Source organism: Cocleimonas sp. KMM 6892 (genome assembly GCF_035798195.1).
Taxonomy (GTDB): domain Bacteria; phylum Pseudomonadota; class Gammaproteobacteria; order Thiotrichales; family Thiotrichaceae; genus Cocleimonas; species Cocleimonas flava.
Map to the genome: position 1 here is coordinate 1204888 of NZ_JAPFBV010000001.1, position 18519 is coordinate 1223406.

Annotated in this window: 18 protein-coding genes; 14 read left to right on the forward strand and 4 right to left on the reverse strand. The window is 40.2% G+C overall.

The genetic code is table 11. The features are described from left to right. The 8 genes from soxZ (at position 1) to OO007_RS05525 (ending at position 7036) form a co-directional block, all read left to right on the forward strand. Positions 1-321 (forward strand): thiosulfate oxidation carrier complex protein SoxZ, encoded by a 321-nt coding sequence (gene soxZ, locus OO007_RS05490; RefSeq protein ID WP_131904993.1) that lies wholly within the window; start codon positions 1-3, stop codon positions 319-321. Positions 322-394: 73 nt separating this feature from the next. Continuing rightward, a complete protein-coding gene (gene soxA / locus OO007_RS05495; RefSeq protein ID WP_131904994.1) occupies positions 395-1228 on the forward strand; it encodes a sulfur oxidation c-type cytochrome SoxA in 834 nt (277 codons plus the stop codon). 24 nt (positions 1229-1252) lie between these two features. Continuing rightward, positions 1253-1537 carry a hypothetical protein gene (locus OO007_RS05500; protein WP_131904995.1) on the forward strand — a complete coding sequence of 95 codons (285 nt, stop codon included), beginning with the start codon at positions 1253-1255 and terminating at the stop codon, positions 1535-1537. Between the two features lie 98 nt (positions 1538-1635). Beyond that, a complete protein-coding gene (locus OO007_RS05505; protein WP_325808028.1) occupies positions 1636-2805 on the forward strand; it encodes a HupE/UreJ family protein in 1170 nt (389 codons plus the stop codon). A gap of 92 nt (positions 2806-2897) precedes the next feature. After that, positions 2898-3212 carry a thioredoxin TrxA gene (trxA, locus tag OO007_RS05510; RefSeq protein ID WP_425545145.1) on the forward strand — a complete coding sequence of 105 codons (315 nt, stop codon included), beginning with the start codon at positions 2898-2900 and terminating at the stop codon, positions 3210-3212. Positions 3213-3547: 335 nt separating this feature from the next. Further along, complete coding sequence (gene rho, locus OO007_RS05515) at positions 3548-4804, forward strand: transcription termination factor Rho (protein ID WP_131904998.1); 1257 nt, start codon at positions 3548-3550, stop codon at positions 4802-4804. Positions 4805-4959: 155 nt separating this feature from the next. Further along, the gene (locus OO007_RS05520) at positions 4960-5166 is read left to right on the forward strand and encodes a hypothetical protein (RefSeq protein ID WP_131904999.1); all 207 of its coding nucleotides are present in this window, start codon (positions 4960-4962) and stop codon (positions 5164-5166) included. Continuing rightward, complete coding sequence (locus OO007_RS05525) at positions 5156-7036, forward strand: ATP-binding protein (protein ID WP_325808029.1); 1881 nt, start codon at positions 5156-5158, stop codon at positions 7034-7036. The genes OO007_RS05520 and OO007_RS05525 overlap by 11 nt, the downstream gene beginning before the upstream one ends. Positions 7037-7101: 65 nt before the next feature. Here OO007_RS05525 and OO007_RS05530 read toward each other — a convergent pair whose 3' ends face one another. Both OO007_RS05530 and OO007_RS05535 read right to left on the reverse strand, forming a co-directional pair. Beyond that, positions 7102-7563 (reverse strand): hypothetical protein, encoded by a 462-nt coding sequence (locus OO007_RS05530; protein ID WP_325808030.1) that lies wholly within the window; start codon positions 7561-7563, stop codon positions 7102-7104. 187 nt (positions 7564-7750) lie between these two features. Beyond that, the gene (locus tag OO007_RS05535) at positions 7751-9169 is read right to left on the reverse strand and encodes an aminotransferase-like domain-containing protein (protein WP_325808031.1); all 1419 of its coding nucleotides are present in this window, start codon (positions 9167-9169) and stop codon (positions 7751-7753) included. Positions 9170-9356: 187 nt separating this feature from the next. Between OO007_RS05535 and OO007_RS05540 the strand changes: the two genes are divergently transcribed. From OO007_RS05540 to panC, 6 genes are all read left to right on the forward strand, one after another. Next, entirely contained in the window at positions 9357-10148 is a 792-nt protein-coding gene (locus OO007_RS05540; protein ID WP_325808032.1) for a PhzF family phenazine biosynthesis protein, read from the forward strand. After that, positions 10141-11334: an aminotransferase-like domain-containing protein gene (locus tag OO007_RS05545; RefSeq protein WP_325808033.1), complete on the forward strand. Its 1194-nt coding sequence runs from the start codon at positions 10141-10143 to the stop codon at positions 11332-11334. The genes OO007_RS05540 and OO007_RS05545 overlap by 8 nt, the downstream gene beginning before the upstream one ends. Before the next feature lie 217 nt (positions 11335-11551). Next, complete coding sequence (gene pcnB / locus OO007_RS05550; protein ID WP_325808034.1) at positions 11552-12841, forward strand: polynucleotide adenylyltransferase PcnB; 1290 nt, start codon at positions 11552-11554, stop codon at positions 12839-12841. Positions 12842-12891: 50 nt separating this feature from the next. Next, positions 12892-13425: a 2-amino-4-hydroxy-6-hydroxymethyldihydropteridine diphosphokinase gene (folK, locus tag OO007_RS05555; RefSeq protein ID WP_325808035.1), complete on the forward strand. Its 534-nt coding sequence runs from the start codon at positions 12892-12894 to the stop codon at positions 13423-13425. Continuing rightward, positions 13418-14215, forward strand: a complete 798-nt coding sequence (gene panB, locus OO007_RS05560; protein WP_325808036.1) for a 3-methyl-2-oxobutanoate hydroxymethyltransferase — start codon at positions 13418-13420, stop codon at positions 14213-14215. Before folK ends, panB begins: the two co-directional genes overlap by 8 nt. 85 nt (positions 14216-14300) lie before the next feature. After that, positions 14301-15146 carry a pantoate--beta-alanine ligase gene (panC, locus tag OO007_RS05565; RefSeq protein WP_325808037.1) on the forward strand — a complete coding sequence of 282 codons (846 nt, stop codon included), beginning with the start codon at positions 14301-14303 and terminating at the stop codon, positions 15144-15146. A 46-nt stretch (positions 15147-15192) separates the two neighbouring features. Here the strand turns inward: panC and OO007_RS05570 are convergent, their stop codons facing one another. Further along, positions 15193-16305 (reverse strand): anhydro-N-acetylmuramic acid kinase, encoded by a 1113-nt coding sequence (locus OO007_RS05570; RefSeq protein ID WP_325808038.1) that lies wholly within the window; start codon positions 16303-16305, stop codon positions 15193-15195. Positions 16306-16329: 24 nt separating this feature from the next. Next, complete coding sequence (locus OO007_RS05575; RefSeq protein ID WP_325808039.1) at positions 16330-17934, reverse strand: M23 family metallopeptidase; 1605 nt, start codon at positions 17932-17934, stop codon at positions 16330-16332. Positions 17935-18519: the final 585 nt, after the last annotated feature.

The window sequence follows — 18519 nt, forward strand, 5'->3', positions numbered from 1 at the left end:
ATGGCAAAATCTACAATCAAACTACGTACAAAAGAAAAAGGTGGCAAGGTTCAGGTAAAGGCTTTGATTACGCACCCTATGGAAACTGGTCTTCGTAAAGATAAGAAGACAGGAGATAAAATCCCTGCTCACTACATCACTGAAGTAAAAGTTGAAGCTAATGGCAAAACAGTTTTGACAGCAGATTGGAGTGGTTCGGTTTCTAAAAACCCTTTTATCTCATTCAATTACGCTGGTTCGAAAGGTGACAAGGTAAAACTTACCTGGACAGACAATATGGGTAAAAGCGACTCTATAGAAAAAGAAGTCGGTAAAAAATAGAAGAAAATAAATTGGATGTCTTGCTTTGCTTAACAAGAGTGAGACATTCTTATATTTAAGCTAGGAGGAAAAAATGAAAAAACTGATTTCATCAGTGGCTTTGTTAATAATTGCTTTGCCATTTGTTACAGTTCAGGCTTCAACGCCAGCTGAAGATACAGAAGCATTTAGAAGCTATTTTAAAAAAGCTGTACCGGATGTGAAATTTGAAGACTTTCAAAATGGTGTTTATGCATTAGATGCAGACTCTCGTGAGCAATGGATAGAAATAGAAGAATTTCCTCCGTATGAACTTGCTATAGACAAAGGTACAGAACTCTGGGAAAAGCCGTTTAAAAATGGCAAGTCTTTCGCAAGTTGTTTTGGTGAAGACATTAGTGGTACTCGCGCAAAGTATCCTTATCATGATGAAGCTCAAGACACTATTGTTACCTTGGAAGGCGATATCAATAAATGTCTAACTGATAATGGTGAAAAACCTTATAAATGGAAAAAAGGCAACATTGCTGCAGTTTCTGCTTATATTGCCTACGAAGGTCGTGGCAAAAAGGTTGATGTGCACCCAAAAACAGATAAAGCAAAAGCTTGGTATGACAAAGGTAAGAAGTTTTTCTACGCTAAACGTGGTCAATTAAATTTAGCCTGTGCTGACTGCCATGTATACAACTTCAACCGCAAGGTTCGTAGTGAATTATTGAGTCCGGCTCTAGGCCATCCAACACACTTCCCGGTATTTAGAACCAAGTGGGGAGAAATGGGTACTTTGCATCGTCGTTACGGTGGTTGTAATAAAAATATCAGAGCAAAGCCTTTCAAAGCTCAAAGTGATGAATACAAGGCTTTGGAATACTTCCAGGCAGTCATGTCAAATGGTCTTGAGCTAAACGGACCAGGCGCTAGAAAGTAAACCAGACTACTATTGGAGATATTTATGAAATTTAAATTTTTATTAGCATCATTAGTACTAGGTTTGAGTTCAACAGCAATGGCTGGTGGAGCTCAGGATGCAATTGATGCAGCTAAAAAAGCACAAAAGGAAGCAGCCGCAGTGGGTATGGAATGGCGTGATATGGGTAAGACCATAAAGAAAGCCGAAGAAGCTGCGAAAGATGGTAAGGAAAAGAAAGCTATAAAGCTGGCGAATATTGTTGTAATGCAAAGCAAAGAATCGCTAAAGCAAGCTGAGTTAGCTAAGACAGCTGGTCCTCGTTTCTAGGCTTTCGGCTTTAAAACACAAGAAAGCCGAGTTTAACTCGGTTTTTTTGTGTCTTCGTTTTAACCAAATTTCCATAATTCAAATTTAATCACTCCCTGATGATCTTATTTATTAGAAAACCCATCTGTTGTTTATTTGCATTGCTGTTGTTTTTATTGCCACTAACCACAGCTGCCGATGTGGTTAAACCTGCTCTGATAGAAATAGTGGTTAATGAGAAGGGGCAGGTGAATATAGAAATACGTGCCAGTATTGAAGCTTTGTTAACGGGTATAGATGGTCGTTACAAAAATACTCAAGATGCGCCAAATGCAGATGAATACGATGTTTTACGTAAAATGGAGTCTGGCGAATTACTCGCTGAATTTGAGGGTTTTAAAAGACCATTCTTAGAAAAGCTTTCGTTGTTAGATGACAAACAACGTAAAGTTAGTTTGAATATTAAAAATGTAAAGATTCCAGAGCCCGGTTATACCAAAGTGCCGCGTATTAGTCTTATTGAGCTATCAGGCCTTTTAAGCAGTTCTGCTAATTCTCTAACGTGGTATTACCCTGCATCGTTTGGCGATAATGCAGTTCGTTTAAAGCAGGTAAACGAAGCAAAACAAGAATATCACTGGTCACAATGGCAATGGCTAAAAAATGATAAGCCTAGTGAGGCCATGTCATTAACGGAGATAGTTGCAGAGAAACCGCTCTATCAAACGATATTCTCATATATTGTTATAGGGTTTGAGCATATTCTCCCTAAAGGTTTGGATCATATTCTTTTTATCCTGGGGTTGTTTCTTTTTGGAACAGCATTCAAACCACTTGTATTGCAAATCACAATGTTCACGTTGGCGCATACATTGACTTTAGGCTTGGCAATGAATGGCGTGATAAACCTACCCGCCAACATTGTTGAACCTCTAATTGCTTTATCCATTGCCTATGTTGGCATAGAGAATGTCTTTGCTAAACGTCTGAATAACAGTCGACTGGTGTTAGTCTTTTTATTTGGTTTATTGCATGGTCTTGGGTTTGCTAGTGTATTATCTGATTTTGGCATGCCAGAGAATGCTTTTGTAACAGCACTAATTAGTTTCAATATTGGTGTGGAAATTGGACAGCTAACCATTATCCTGGCGGCATTTTTGTTGATAGGCTTGTGGTTTAGTAAAAAACGTTGGTACAAGTCTTTAATTACGACACCTGCTTCGTTAGCCACTGCAGTTGTTGCTTTTTATTGGTTTATAGAAAGATTGGACTTGAATTATTTTATTTAGACCTGATAATCAGGTTTTACACTGTTAGTTAAGGCAATGTTGTAAACAGCATTGGCTAACTAAAGAATAACGCTGGAGAAGCAAAAGTGAGTATTGTAAGCCTGAGTGATGATTCATTCGAACAAGATGTTTTAAAAAGTAGCACCCCCGTTTTAGTTGATTACTGGGCTGAGTGGTGTGGTCCTTGTAAGTCTGTAGCGCCAATTCTTGAAGAGTTAGCAGCAGAATACGAAGGTAAAGTAACTATCGCTAAGTTAAATATTGATGATAACGGTGATACCCCACCTAAATACGGCATTCGTGGTATTCCAACACTAATGCTATTCAAAGATGGTGAAGTAGCAGCGACAAAAGTTGGTGCATTAAACAAATCACAACTAACAGCATTTTTAGATCAGAATATCTAAATAGTTTTTTTCATAGTCCAGCTTATCTCTTAAAGCTGGACTAATATTTTTTCACGTGATACCTTTGTATCAGTTGTTCGAAACTGTACTCCTTGTTTTGCCATTTCAGGCTAAAAATACAAGCATATTTTATAAATCAAACACTTAATAATAGACTTATTATTTTATTTTTCTAAAATTTCATATCGAAAAAAATTCTTTCATTCAATAAACTTGATATGGCAAAGCCATAGAATTTAATCAATCGATGTTGTGTACTTAAACGAAAAACTTCACTAAATCTAAAACAACTATTCTTTATCTAAACCTATTCTAAATTATCTTATATCTCACCTATGAACCTTACTGAATTAAAACAAAAAACACCTCCTGAAATCCTAGCAATTGCCAAAGAAAAAGGCGTTGATGGAATGTCTCGTGCTCGTAAACAAGATGTAATCTTTGCCATTTTGAAAGCTGTTGCTAAAGAAGGCGATGATATTTACGGAGATGGTGTCTTAGAAATATTACAGGATGGCTTTGGGTTTTTAAGGTCTAGCGACAGTAACTACGTTGCGGGAGCGGATGATATTTATGTGTCTCCAAGTCAGATACGCCGTTTTGGTTTAAGAACTGGTGATACCGTAGCGGGTAAGATACGTACACCTAAAGATAACGAGCGTTATTTCGCACTGCTTAAAGTAGATACAATCAATACTGAGCCACCAGAAAACGCACGTAACAAATTATTATTTGAAAACCTGACACCACTTCATCCAGACGAAAGAATGCGTATGGAACGTGGTAACGGAAGTACCGAAGATATTACTGCCCGAGTTATCGATATTGTTGCTCCGATTGGTAAAGGTCAACGTGGTTTAATCATTGCTCCGCCAAAAGCGGGTAAAACAATGATGCTACAAAATATTGCACAAAGCATTGCAACAAATCAGCCAGATGCCCACTTAATTGTTCTTCTTATTGATGAGCGTCCGGAAGAAGTTACGGAGATGTCTCGCATGGTTCAGGGTGAGGTTGTTTCATCAACATTCGATGAGCCAGCAACACGCCACGTACAAGTAGCGGAAATGGTTATTGAAAAGGCAAAGCGCCTTGTTGAGCATAAGAAAGACGTAATCATCTTATTAGATTCCATTACTCGTTTGGCTCGTGCTTACAACACCGTAGTGCCTTCATCAGGTAAAGTATTAACAGGTGGTGTGGATGCGAATGCATTACATCGTCCTAAGCGTTTCTTTGGTGCAGCACGTAATCTTGAAGAAGGTGGTAGCTTAACGATTCTTGCTACTGCACTGATAGATACTGGTTCAAAAATGGACGAAGTTATCTATGAAGAATTTAAAGGCACAGGTAACTCAGAATTACATCTTGATCGTAAGATTTCTGAGAAACGTGTTTATCCTGCAATCAATGTCAACCGTTCTGGTACTCGTCGTGAAGAGTTACTGGTTGGTGAAGACGAGCTTCAGAGTCTTTGGATTTTGCGTAAATTCCTTCATCCAATGGAAGAAGTGGAAGCAATGGAATTCTTGTTTGATAAGTTGCAAAAAACTAAAACAAATGAAGAATTTTTCAATAATATGAAAGGCTAATAGTAATACTAGCCTTTCTATGAGCCTCTAGGGACATTGTCGCTAGGGGCTTTTTTATTGCCGTTTGTATTTTCGATTATTTTCACTACAATGGCTATAACTTGTCCTTTTTGATGTGGGCATTATTCTGATGAATTAGTAATTGGAGAAATTACATGACGGCTGAATTAGAACTTCGTTGGTTAAAGACAGACAGTGTTAGAGGAGCCGCAAAACGCTTCGCTAAATTCTGTAAAGAAGATGTAAAAGAGCAGTCAGAAAAAGAAGATTTCGATATGGATAAGTATGAAGATGCCGTTAAGCTCGTGCTTCAAAAATTGGATGATTCTATTTCAGTAGAGGAATTATTCCATGCTGATTAAATCTCTTATTGCTACAAACTTTCGCAAATACCATAAACTCGAAGTCACCGATATTCCTGAATCCGGCGTAATTACCGTCGCTGGCTCTAACGAATCTGGAAAAACCAGCATAGGCGAAGCAATCTGTTTTGCCCTTTTTGGCAGAACCTTTTTTCTCGATGAAAAAAATCTGGGCAAGCTTGTTTCTTGGGGATCCGATGATTCTGATGTCACGATAAATTTTATCGCTGGTGATGACGATACTTACGAATTGAGCCGCAGTGTTGACCGTAAAGGTGTATCCAAGGCAACTTTACAGAAAATAAATGATAGAGAAGAAAATTATAAAATTGATGGTATAGAAGAGGTTGCAGAAGCGCTCCCTAAAATACTAGGCTTTGATTACGATGCGTTTGCTAATTCGTTTTACCTCGCTCAAAGAGAACTAACCTCTCCAGACCCGCAAAGCAGCACCATTAAGCAAATGGCAGGTATCGGTGCTTATGCTCAGATAACCGATGATTTTGAAAAATCCAATATTCAAAACGCAGAGGCAATCAATGAATTAATGCCTCAGGTAGAAACTACTCAGGCAGAGTTGGATGTTATTCAACTCGATGAAACCTGGTTGCCAGAACTGATTGATGCAGAAGAAACACTTGGTAATGAGCAGTCTGATAGAGAAAAATTAGTTGGCCATTTGAATGAAAACGGTGAGCTTTACTCAAACAATTACGGTGCTTTTCATAGCGCAAGAAAAGCCTATGGGACCTTCTCTTTTTTAGGTAAATTACTGTTCCCAATCGCCTTTATTCTGTGGGTGCTGTGGGTTTTAAATACTTACTTTAAAGACTCTTTAATGGAGTTTTTGTCCTCTTCGATGACTGAAGAAAATGTCTCACTGTATAACGGTCTCGCTGATAGTTGGCTACTGCCGGGCGCTATAGTAGCTTTGGTTGGTTACTTAATAACGATGCTTGTTCGTAAGAACTCTCAGGCAACGATGAAAAGGCTGGATGAAGAGGCAGAAGGTTTCGCTGGCGCACTACAAAAAGGCCATAGATATGTGACAACACTGGTTGAAACTTTACTGCCTGAGCGTGTAGTGCAAATGTTGCATGAAAGAAAAGAAGCGCCATCTACCTTGCAAATTCTCCCTCCCAGAGAGCAGTTTAATAACCTTTCGCAGTTAGCGGAAGGTACTACTGGCTACAAAGCGGATACTGAAGAGATCACCGCGGCTGTAACAAGATTAACGGATTCGCTAAAGAAGCAGGATGGCGAAATAGAAGATCTAGGTAAAGAATTACTGGTCGATATAGCGACTGAAAAAGAACGTTCAGACAAAGCTGGAAACTTACGTTCAACCTTACAAGGTCTAAATAAAGTTGTAGATAAGTGTAAATACAGTATTGATGTGCAAAATATTTCAATCGGATTGATGCAGCGAGCAGCTAAAGATTCAGTCGAGCTTTTCAATCAGAATATCTCCGACATATCGGCAAATACTCTGCCTAAATTTACGGAAGGCCGTTATAGCGAAGTTAGAATTGCTGAAGACTTTAGTGTACAAATCTACTCTGACGAAAAGAAAGACTATATGGATTTTGATGAGATATCGTCAGGCACTCAACGTCAGGTGATGTTGGCATTAAGAATGGCAATGTCAGAAGAATTAGCGAAAAACTCAGGTAATGAAAAACAGTTTATTTTCCTTGATGAGCCGTTTGCCTTCTTCGATCAATTAAGAACAAACGCAACCATGCGTGCACTCCCTGATGTTAGTAACGTGATTAATCAAGTATGGATTTCTGCTCAGGAATTCCCGCAGGATGTCGAGGTGGCGAAAGCTATTGTATGTCCACTGGATGGAACAGAGCTTGTAGTCTAGTTACAGGTTAGTCGATCATTTCAATAAAAACCCCCTCAAAGTAGGGGGGTGGCTTAAGAGTTTAGTTATTCACTGAATGTTTTGGTATCACAGTGCTTAAACAGTAAATTCTTATATTTCTTTCGATTTTTTTCTAATTTTTTATATTCGGAATTTGTATAACCACTTCTCATTTTCTCTGAGTAGTCATCCAGTTTTTCTTTGTAACGTTGGCAGCGACTTAAGCTGTGTTTCCCTTTTCCATGCTTTTTATTACTACGTTTTTTCTTTTTTATCGAATTCTGATTTTCGTAGACAATGGTTTGAGTGTGATTGATTTGCGTCGAGTTATTGTAATGAGTAACGTTATGGTTGCTAGTATTACTAGCGCTTGGTGCTATCGCTTCAATCGTTTGTGTCTTGTATTGACTGGCTTTAGCAGGGCGTTTATCAGTGAATACCGTTGTGCCATCTTTGGATTGAAATGAATAGACTTCTTTTTTATTGACGCTATCAGCATAGTTCGGGCTAGATAGTAGAAGAGCCATCAAACCTATTAGGTAATTATTTTTTATTATCATTGTTTATTAGTTTTTATTTGGTGTGCAAATTTTAGCGAAGTGTGCGGTTGCTATCAAATGGATCAGATAAATGGGAACTCTAAAAAAACGCCTCAAAGTAGGGGGGTGGCAATGATTATCTATTGTTATTCTAAAAAATCAGTTTTTACTGATACTAAGCACTGTTACAAATGATTCGACCTAATATGATCATGGCTTTCTCTAATTGATCTTTAGAGGCTTTGCCATAATTGATGCGTATGAAATTTTTATATTCTCCGCTCACTGAAAATAAAGGACCGGGGGCAATACTGATTTGTGCTTGTTTGGCATCTTCATAGAGTTTCATGCTATCAATATGTTCTTCCAGTTCTAGCCAGATGACATATCCACCTTCAGGATGCGTCAGTCTAATATTCTTCGGCAAATGAAGCGTGGCAAGATGTAGAAAGTAATCTCTCTGATCTTTGTAGTGACGGCGCATTTGTCTTAAGTGCCGATCAAAAATACCTAACTCAAGATAACGAGCCGCAGTTTTAGCGGGTACAGTTGCGCCAGCCATGCTGTTACACACTTTTAATTGGGTAACCTCACTTAACCATCTACCAGGAATGGCCCAGCCAATTCTTAAGCCAGGAGAAAGTGATTTGGATAATGATGAACAGAGCAATACATTGCTCTTCATTCCTTTTTCATCGTAGGCTTTAATCGCTTTGGGGCGTTGCGTGTTGTAACTTAGTTCTGCGTAAATATCATCTTCAATTATCGGAACATCGGCGGCTTTAAGTAGACTTCTAAGTTTTGATTTTTTTTCATCACTCATAACGTAACCCAATGGATTACTGAAATTAGGTGTGAGCACACAGGCACTAATATCCCATTGCGCAATGGCATCTTGTATCGCGCTCAGGCTCATTCCTTGTTCGGCATGAGTAGGAATTTCCAGTACTTTTAGCCCTAAAGATTCAATCGCTTTTAAGGTGCCAAAGTAGCTGGGTGATTCCACGATTACTGTATCGCCCGCTTTAGTAACTGCTCTCAGGCACAATGTTATTGCTTCCTGGCAACCTGTGGTGATCACAATTTCATCTGGGTGAACGTTCACCCCAGCGTTTATCATACGTCTGGCAATTTGCCGTCTTAAATCTTCGTTACCTGCGGGAGTGTCATAATCCGCAATATTAGGCTCTTCTCTGATGACTTTAGTCATAATGCGATTCAGCGCTTTTACAGAAGGTACGTCGGTAAAAGGTGGTGCTGTTCCCAGTTGTATTACGTTTTCATCCTGCGTGGTTTGCATTAGCGTTACTGCAAGTGAATCGATATTGACATCTGATGGTTTAGGCGTCGGCTTGCTGATATCAGGAGGATCATTTTTTTCAAATTGAGAGCGAACATAAAAACCTGATTGCGGACGGGGCTCGATGAGCATTTGATCCTGAAGTAGTTCATAGCCACGAATCACACTAGAAATGCTTAGCCCCATTTCCGCTGAGCACTGACGTACAGAAGGGACTTTTTCGCCTGCCCTGAGTAGACCATTTTTAATTTGATCACTGATATGATCAGCAACTTGTTGGTAGCGGGTTGTCATGTTATTTCTCGGTATGAGAATAGGTACAGATATAAGCTATGTAAACTGTACCGTATCAAATTTAAAATATTGAATCTGTATTCTAATATGACACAATAGTATATTGATGCGCAAATTAAGCAAACCAGCGTTTGCTGACGACTTGGTGAGTTAGTTGCTTAGTTAGAAGAAATAATAAGGTTAAAGAATGATTAATATATTTCAGGTGGATGCGTTCGCCGATAAACAATTCAGCGGTAATCCAGCCGGAGTATGTATTCTCCCGAAAGAACATGCGCAAACAGATGCGTGGATGCAAAGTCTGGCAGAGGAGATGAATCTACCAGAGACAGCTTTTGCTGAAGAGATGGATAGGGAACAGTATTCTTTAAGATGGTTCACACCCACGACAGAAGTTAAATTATGCGGTCATGCAACTTTGGCTACGGCACACATCTTATGGTCCGAAGGTATAATCTCGGATGGTCAGGCTATCCGTTTCGCTACAAAAAGTGGTGAATTAAAAGTGGTACGCAGTGAATCTCTAATAAGTCTTGATTTCCCACAGCAGCCTTCCAATGAATGTAAAGAGCCGATTGGGCTAGAAATGGCGCTGGGCTGCGATATTCTTAATACCTACAAAACAGGCGAAGATATATTGGTAGAAGTGAAGAATGAGGAAGCGGTCAGAAGCATAGCGCCGTATATACAACAATTAGAGCTTTTAGATGCTGAATATGTGATCGTAACAGCTCGTGGTGATAGCGTTGATTTCGTGTCTCGCGTATTCAGCCCGAATGTTGGTATTAGCGAAGATCCGGTAACAGGGTCGACACACTGCTCGCTGGCGCCTTTTTGGGCAGAAAGATTGAATAAAACGCAAATGAATGCTTTACAGTTATCCAAACGTGGGGGAGCATTGCAGGTCGAATTAGTGGGCGACAGAGTCAGTATTGCAGGACATGCCACGACAGTATTTAAAGGTGAGCTCTATGAGTGAAAAAAATAGTCATTTATTATCAAATAGAATTAAAAGTGTTCCCAAGTCTTTTATTCGCGAGATACTAAAAGTATCAAATCATTCGGATATTATTTCTTTTGCCGGCGGCTTGCCGAATGCGAGTCTTTTTCCTGTTAGTGATATCGCACAGGCCAGTGCCAAAGTCCTAGAGCAAAATGGCGCAAAAGCATTGCAGTATAGTAATACCGAGGGCGATCTCTCGTTGCGTAACTTGATTGCACAGCGTTACAAAGAAAAGCAGGGCATAGATGTCTCACCAGAGAGTATTTTAATTACCAATGGTTCTCAGCAAGCATTTGATCTAATTGCAAAAGCATTGCTCAATGAAGGTGATGACATAATCATCGAAAACCCGGGGTATCTGGGTGCAATTCAATCGTTCTCTTTGTATCAGCCGAATATGTTAACCGTAGAAGTGAATGATAATGGGATGGATGTAGCGCAGCTGGAAAATGTGCTGCAAAGCTCAAAGCCCAAGTTTGTTTATGCGGTACCAAACTTTCAGAACCCGACGGGTATTTCATATTCACAAGAGAATAGAGAAGCTGTTGCAGCGACTATTGATAAATACGATACGCTGCTGATTCAAGATGATCCTTATGGGGAATTACGATTCTCAGGGGAAGAAAAAGAAAGCTTCTACTCATTGATTCCTGATCGCACCATTATGCTGGGCACGTTCTCGAAAGTCGTTGTACCGTCTTTTAGAATTGGCTGGATTGTCGCACCTGAATGGTTAATGGATTCATTGATTATTGCAAAGCAAGCTTCGGACTTACACACCAATTACTTTTCTCAGTTAGTCATGAGTCAGTACTTAACAGATAACTCCGTTGATGAGCATTTGGAAACAATCATCGGACTGTATTCGAAACAAAGGGATGCAATGCTTTCTGCTATCGAAGAATACTTTCCAGAAGGCGTCACAACGGCAACATCTGATGGTGGTATGTTTTTATGGGTAACCTTGCCGGAAGGGATGTCGTCAATGGAATTATTTGATGACGCGCTGGAATCGAAGGTTGCCTTTGTACCGGGTCATCCGTTTTACGTGGGTGAGCCCAAAGAAAATACAATGCGTCTTAGTTATGTAACGGTAGATTCAGAAACCATTCGTGAAGGTATAAAACGATTGGGCCAATGCATTAAAAATAAAATGCAGTAGATAATTACTAGCGAGATGAATGAGTAAAAAAACGCCCCCTAAGTAGGGGGGTGACTTTAGGATTAAACGTTTGTGGTGCTTTATGCATGATTAAACGCTTAAATTTTCACCTAAGGGCCACATTTATTAACTTTTAGTAATGTATTTAGCTAATAATTGCACTTAATATGCTAAGCTTATGGCGTTTTTCATAGTTGAAATAATAAATTAATAAAGAATGAGTTCAGTCACCAAAATACCCGCAAGCGAGCACGGTATTAACCCTCGAGAAATCGACAAAAAAGCCCGTACAATCTTGAAGTCTTTGACTGATGCTGGTTATGAAGCCTATCTGGTGGGTGGTGGAGTACGTGACTTACTTCTGGGATTTCATCCCAAAGATTTTGACATTGCCACCAGCGCAACTCCTGAACAAGTAAAAGAAGTTCTCCCCTCTACCCGAATTATTGGTCGACGCTTTAGATTGGCTCATGTCCATTTTGGTCGTGAATACTTTGAAGTGGCAACCTTTCGCGCGCCTCATGATGATAGCGACAAAGGTCAGGTTGGCCAACACGGTCGAATCATTCATGACAATGTCTACGGCACTGTCGTAGAAGACGCTTATCGTAGAGATTTCAGCATTAACGCGCTTTTCTACGATTTGCAGAAAGGCGAGGTGTTAGATTTTGTCGGTGCAATGGAGGACTTGGAAAAACGCCAGCTTAGAATGATTGGTGACCCTGTCGTCCGTTACCGTGAAGATCCCGTGAGAATGATCCGAGCGATACGTTTTGCTGCCAAGCTAGGTCTTAGCATTGAGCCTGCCTCAGAAGCACCGATAAGAGAACTTTCTTCGTTATTGGGTAATATCGCCCCAGCTCGTTTGTTTGATGAAGCGTTAAAGCTTTTCCACAGTGGTCAGGCGATTAAAACGCTAGAGCTACTGCGTGAATATCATTTGCTGGAATATTTATTCCCGCAGGCTGAGAAAAGCCTAAATGAAGACATGGACAATGATGGTAATGAAGGCAGTTATACCAAGCTGGTATATGCCGCTCTTACAAATACCGATAAAAGAATCAGGGCTGATATGCCCGTAACTCCCGCGTTTCTGTTTGCTGTGATGTTGTGGAAACGTGTTCGTGAAGGTTCTATTATGTACCGCGAACTGGGCAATCCCGCCTTGCAATCTGTGCATTTGGCAGCATCCGATGCTTTTGGTGAGCAAGTTAAGTGTATTTCGGTGCCTCGAAGATTTAGCAATATGACTCGTGAAATCTGGACGCTTCAGGGCTTATTCACCTTCAAAAATGAACGAAGAGTACTCAGATTTCTAGAGCATAAGCGTTTCCGTGCTGCTTATGATTTTATGTGCCTTAGAGTGCGTGCCGGAGAACTACCAGAAGAAGAATGTGAATGGTGGACCTTGATTCAGGAAGTCGATGCCGCAGAGAAAAAAGCCATGTGTCTGGCTGCGTCACCCGGTAAATCTAAAAGCAGAAGCAAACGCCGCAAAAATGGTTAGTCACCCTAGAGGTTTCCTTGGTAAAGAGCTAAGGTTAGAAATTCGAATCATTGGTTAAACCTTCTAAAAAACCTGTACGCTGTTATATCGCCTTAGGTAGTAATATGGGTGATTCTTTATCTTATCTGCAGCAAGCCATTTCAGACTTGAATGACAATCCGCATATTTCCAGTTTAATCATCTCCCGCTTTTATAAAAGCAAGCCGCATGGTCCTCAAGATCAACCTGACTATCTCAATGGCGCAGTATCTGTAGAAACAACGCTCGACCCTGAAACTCTGCTTGACGCAATGCAGAAAATCGAAAATGATAATGACAGAGTGAGAGAGGGCGTTAAACGCTGGGGTGCAAGAACGCTGGATCTCGATTTACTTTTTTATGGTGATCAAGAAATCGATAGCAGACGCCTCATTGTTCCACACCCAAGAATCTGCGAGCGTTCGTTTGTTTTGTATCCACTGCGAGATCTCATTAAAGACACTAAAGATAATTTGACGATTGATAAATCGACTACAATTGAAGACTGTATAAACAATTTATCTGATATCGAAAAAAATAACATCATGGAGCTTGATCATGCCTAACCGCGTCACTGTAAGAACTATTCGTGAAATGAAATCCAAGGGCGAGAAAATTGTTTCTCTAACTGCTTATGATTCGAGCTTTGCAAGAGTTGTCGATGAGCAAGGAGTCGACGTTATTTTAGTGGGCGATTCTCTGGGAATGGTGATGCAAGGACATGACTCTACGGTGCCAGTAAGTGTGGATGACATTATCTATCATTCAAGAGCTGTTGAGCCCCAAACTAAGCGTGCGCTTGTTATGGCAGATTTACCCTTTATGAGTTACACCAATCCTGATCAGGCGATTGGCAATGCAGCACGTTTAATGCAGGAAGGTCGAGCGCATATTGTGAAGTTAGAAGGTGGAGAAGCTCAGCTTGATACGGTGCGTCACATGACACGGCATGGTGTTCCTGTGTGTGCACATATTGGCTTAACGCCGCAAACAGTCCATAAACTTGGTGGATATCGAGTTCAGGGAAGAGAAGATGATGCGGCCAAGCAAATGCTATCTGATGCATTGGCACTTCAGGATGCGGGAGCTGATGCGGTAGTTTTGGAATGTGTTCCCGTCGATTTGGCGCAACAGTTAACAGAAGAGCTGGAAATTCCAACTATTGGTATAGGTGCTGGCCGAAGTTGTGATGGGCAGGTTTTAGTACTGCAAGATATGATTGGCATATCAAGTTTGGCACCCAAGTTCTCGTTAAACTTCTTAAAAGACGGTCGAGGCATTCCCGAAGCGATTAAAGCATATGTTGATGCGGTGCGTGACTTGTCTTTTCCTACTGATGATCAGTGCTTCTTTTAATTAAATTAAACGTACTAAATAAAAAAACGCCCTCAAAGTAGGGGGGTGGCAATACATTATAGAATAAATACTAAAGGCCTATTTCATGTTACAAGCAAATGATAAAGACGAATTAAGAGTAGTAATGCGTGGTTACAGAGCAAGAAATGAGACCACTGCTTTTGTTCCTACCTTGGGTAATTTGCATGATGGTCATTTGTCGTTGGTGCGTAAAGCTAAAGAAATTGCAGATCGTGTCGTCGTATCTATTTTCATTAATCCTACTCAGTTTGATAAGGCAGAAGATTTGGCGGCTTACCCGAGAACACTGGATAGTGATTTGGCGTTATTGAAAAGCGAAGGGGTTGATTTAGTATTTCTCCCTACTGCGGAAGAAATGTACCCTGCGGGAAGTGCGGCTCGTGTTGAAGTTGACGGTATCAGTGAAATTTTAGAAGGCGACTCACGTCCTGGTCACTTCTCTGGTGTGGCTACCATTGTTGCGAAGTTATTTAATTTGGTACGCCCGGATATATCAGTTTTTGGTGAAAAGGACTTTCAGCAATTGATGCTTATTCGTCGTATGGAAAGTGATCTGGACTTTGGTATAGAAATCATTGCTGCGCCAACCGCAAGAGAAGAGACGGGTTTGGCGATGAGTTCACGTAATAATTATCTGGATGATGAGCAACGAAATATCACAGGTCCAAAGTTATATCAGCAAATGCAAAAGGCGCAGGAAAAAATCTTAGGTGGAGAAAGGGATTATCTCGCTCTTCAAGCGGAAAGTATTCAGGCTCTGAACGATAAGGGATTCAATACGGATTACTTCGAAGTACGCAATGCGGCTGATCTATCGGTTGCAGACGCTGATTCTAAGAGCTTAGTTCTTCTGGTTTCTGCCTGGCTGGGTAAAGCACGTTTGATTGATAATATAACAATCGATATCTAAAAAACTGCCCCAAAGGTGGGGGGTGGCTTTGGTTTTTAAGCCAGTATTATGCTGGGTAAATCGCACCGAGGATTCTTTCTCCACTCGCGCCGGTAACTAAAGGAAGATTTCCTGTCTTGTTTTCATGCGCTTGTTTCGCAAGCCATGCAAAAGCCATTGCTTCCATCCAGTCTGGGTCAATGCCTAGTTTGGCTGTAGAGTCTATTACGGTATCAGGTAAATGGTGTTTTAATCGCTCGATAAGATAGCTATTGTGTGTACCCCCGCCGCAAATATACAACTCGTCGCAATCAATAACATTGTCGCTTATAGATTTAGCCGTTAGCTCTGTTAACGTGGCTTGTATGTCTTCTGGTTTTTCCTGATGAAGTTGATCACCGATAAAGTTCTCTAGCCACGTCAGGTTGAAAAGTTCTTTGCCGGTACTTTTGGGTGACGGTAAAGCAAAATAGGGTTCTGATAGTAGTAATTCTAATAGCGTCTCGTTGATAGAGCCTGACTTTGCCCAATCCCCATTCTTGTCGTAACTACTCGTTTTGTGTTTCGAAATCCAGGCATCTAATAAACCGTTTCCAGGGCCTGTATCAAAACCACTCGCCATGAGTGGAGATGTGGAAGAGGGAAGTATCGTGATATTAGAAATTCCCCCAACATTGAGTATTACTCTGTTTTTATCGGGGTGTGACAGTAATTCTTTATGGAATGCGGGGACAAGAGGGGCGCCTTGACCGCCAGCGGCGATATCACGACTTCGAAAGTCTGCAATAGTAGTGATGCCTGTTTGTTCGGCAATAATGCTGGCATCTCCTAACTGGAGACTAAAAGGATGTTCACCTAAGGGTTGATGCCAAAGTGTTTGTCCATGGCTTCCTATCGCAGTAATCGTATTCTTATCGATATTATTGTCTTTGATCAATGCGCAACTCGCATCTGCAAACAATCTGCCGAGCTTTTGATTGAGTGTGCCGATATCGACAAGTGTACCTTTCCATTCTGGGTGAATGGTTTCGAGGAGTGTTTCTCTAAGGTTAGATTCTATGGGGTGTACGTAAGAAGCTATTAATGTGGGTTTCAGTTGATCGAAACCCACTAGAACTGTGTCGACACCATCTAAACTGGTGCCAGACATAAGTCCAATATAGTAGTCAATCTTAGCCATTAACAATGACTAAGAATAGAGAAATTAACCGCCAATGGCGCTGTCTATTTCTATGTCTGCTTCAACAAAACGATGTAATACGTTTAATTGTAATACCAGGTTTACAGCCTTGTTGCGGAAATCTTGAAGTTCAGATTTCGAAAGAGACATGCTGTTAGGTAAAGCAACGGTCATTGCGTTAACGGCTTTTTTGTCTTGATGGAATTCATAATGTAAGTGTGGTCCAGTCGCTAAACCGGATTGTCCTACGTAGCCGATAAGGTCGCTTTGATATACTTTATCTCCAACTTTTAAGCCTTTCTTGTAACGAGACATGTGAGCGTAAGTTGTTGTGTAACCATCTCGATGTTGGATGATAACAGTCTTACCGTAACCTCCTTTTCTTCCTAGGAATTTAACCACTCCATTACCAGTTGTCATGATAGGTGTGCCCGTTCTCGCTGCAAAATCAGTGCCTTTGTGAGCGCGGATTTTATGAAGTTTCGGGTGAAATCTTCCAGGATTAAAGTGTGAAGAAACTCTGGCATGTTCGATAGGTGTACGGATAAACGCTTTCTTCATCTCTCTACCTTGAGGGGTAAAGTAATCAGACTTACCATCTGCATAGGTATAGCGAATAGATCTGAATTGACGACCTTTATTGATGAACTCAGCAGCAAGAAGGTTCTGTGTACCTACTTTGTCGCCATCATGAAAAATTTCTTCGTAAACGGCTGTTACTTTGTCGCCGACACGAACATCATGAGAAAAGTCGATATCCCAGTCAAAAACTTTAACAAGTTGTTTGATGACTTTATTGTCTACTTTTGCTTTTTTGCCGTCAAAAAACAATCCATTTTCTATAGTGAAGCTGGCGCGAGCTTGGCGTACTTCAAATACATCGTTTTTCCAGGTACCTTGATAGTCATCGCCGTTTTTAGAAATAACATAACTACGTTTGCTGTCATTCGGATGAGTAAATACTAAATTAGATAGCTCTCCTTTAGCAGAGTTAGCGCGAACAATGCTTCCACTTTTAAGCTTTTCTATTTGCTTATAGATCTCTTTGTTTTGCTTGAGTGTTTTAAGAAGAGCCTGATGACCAACTTTATAGAATATATTAGTAATGTTGTCGTAGGATTTGACGTGGTAAGTAACCCATTTACTGGTATTCTCGGTGTTAACCTGACCTGCATAAGTTTCTAAGGCTCTTGCAGGTAGTTGAAGCTCCTTTGATTCAAGGATATCCTCACCTTGCAGTAAATCTTCTATATTGCCAATGTCCTGTAGTTGAAGGCTGTCTTCTGATGAGGCTAGTTGAATAGCTTTAGAAGAGCTATCTAAAGAATTATTAGCTATATCTATTTCAGTAGGGATAATTTCAAATGTTTTAACAGTTGAGTTCGCATGGGCATCTTTAATTAAATGTGACTGCACAGGAATATTTCCAATCACAGCTACTAAAGCTATGAATACGGCAGATCTTGATAACCATGATGTATGGTTTACAGGTGCGAGGTTATTATCAGCAACAGGTTCTGAACTTTCTTTTTTGATAACTATTTCAAGGTCATCTAGTAAGTCATATTTGTTTGTAACATCGTTCCAGCTTTTATTGCTATATACGATGTTATTTCGATCTTTTGACAACAAATTTAAAGCCCTTAATGTGTAAATGAAAAACGTATGTATAAAAATTAAACGCATAAATACCTTAAAATAGTACCGTTTGCAACCTTAATCCTACCTTAACTCCCATTTGATGGGGTTTATAAGTATTTTAGATGGCGGTCAAATTGCGTTGAAACCTTCCTTTATAGTCTCGCAATTTTAAGTATTTAGCGTTAATAATGACGTTGTAAATAGTAGTGTAAATAAAAGGTAAAGTCTCCTTTGCGGTAAAAAATAGATGAACCTTTTTTGCCTATCGGGCTACGTCGGCTTTTAAAGCTACCTTTATAGTGCTGTTTGAAACTTGTTTTGGGTTTATTTTGTTTTAATTGAAATTAGAGGTTGCTTCAAAAATTGATATACCTATAATGCGCCGCTCCAACGAACAAGCTGCTTGTTAAGGTGATCTGTTTGTAGGCGATTTTGATCTGATTTAAAGTTATTTAAATTAAATTGAAATTAGTAGTTGATTCAAAATGAGAGGTGTCTATAATGCGCCGCTCTGACAGATTAGGTCGCTGTAAAGTGTTTTAATTTGTTGGGAATTTTGTTTGAATTGTTAAG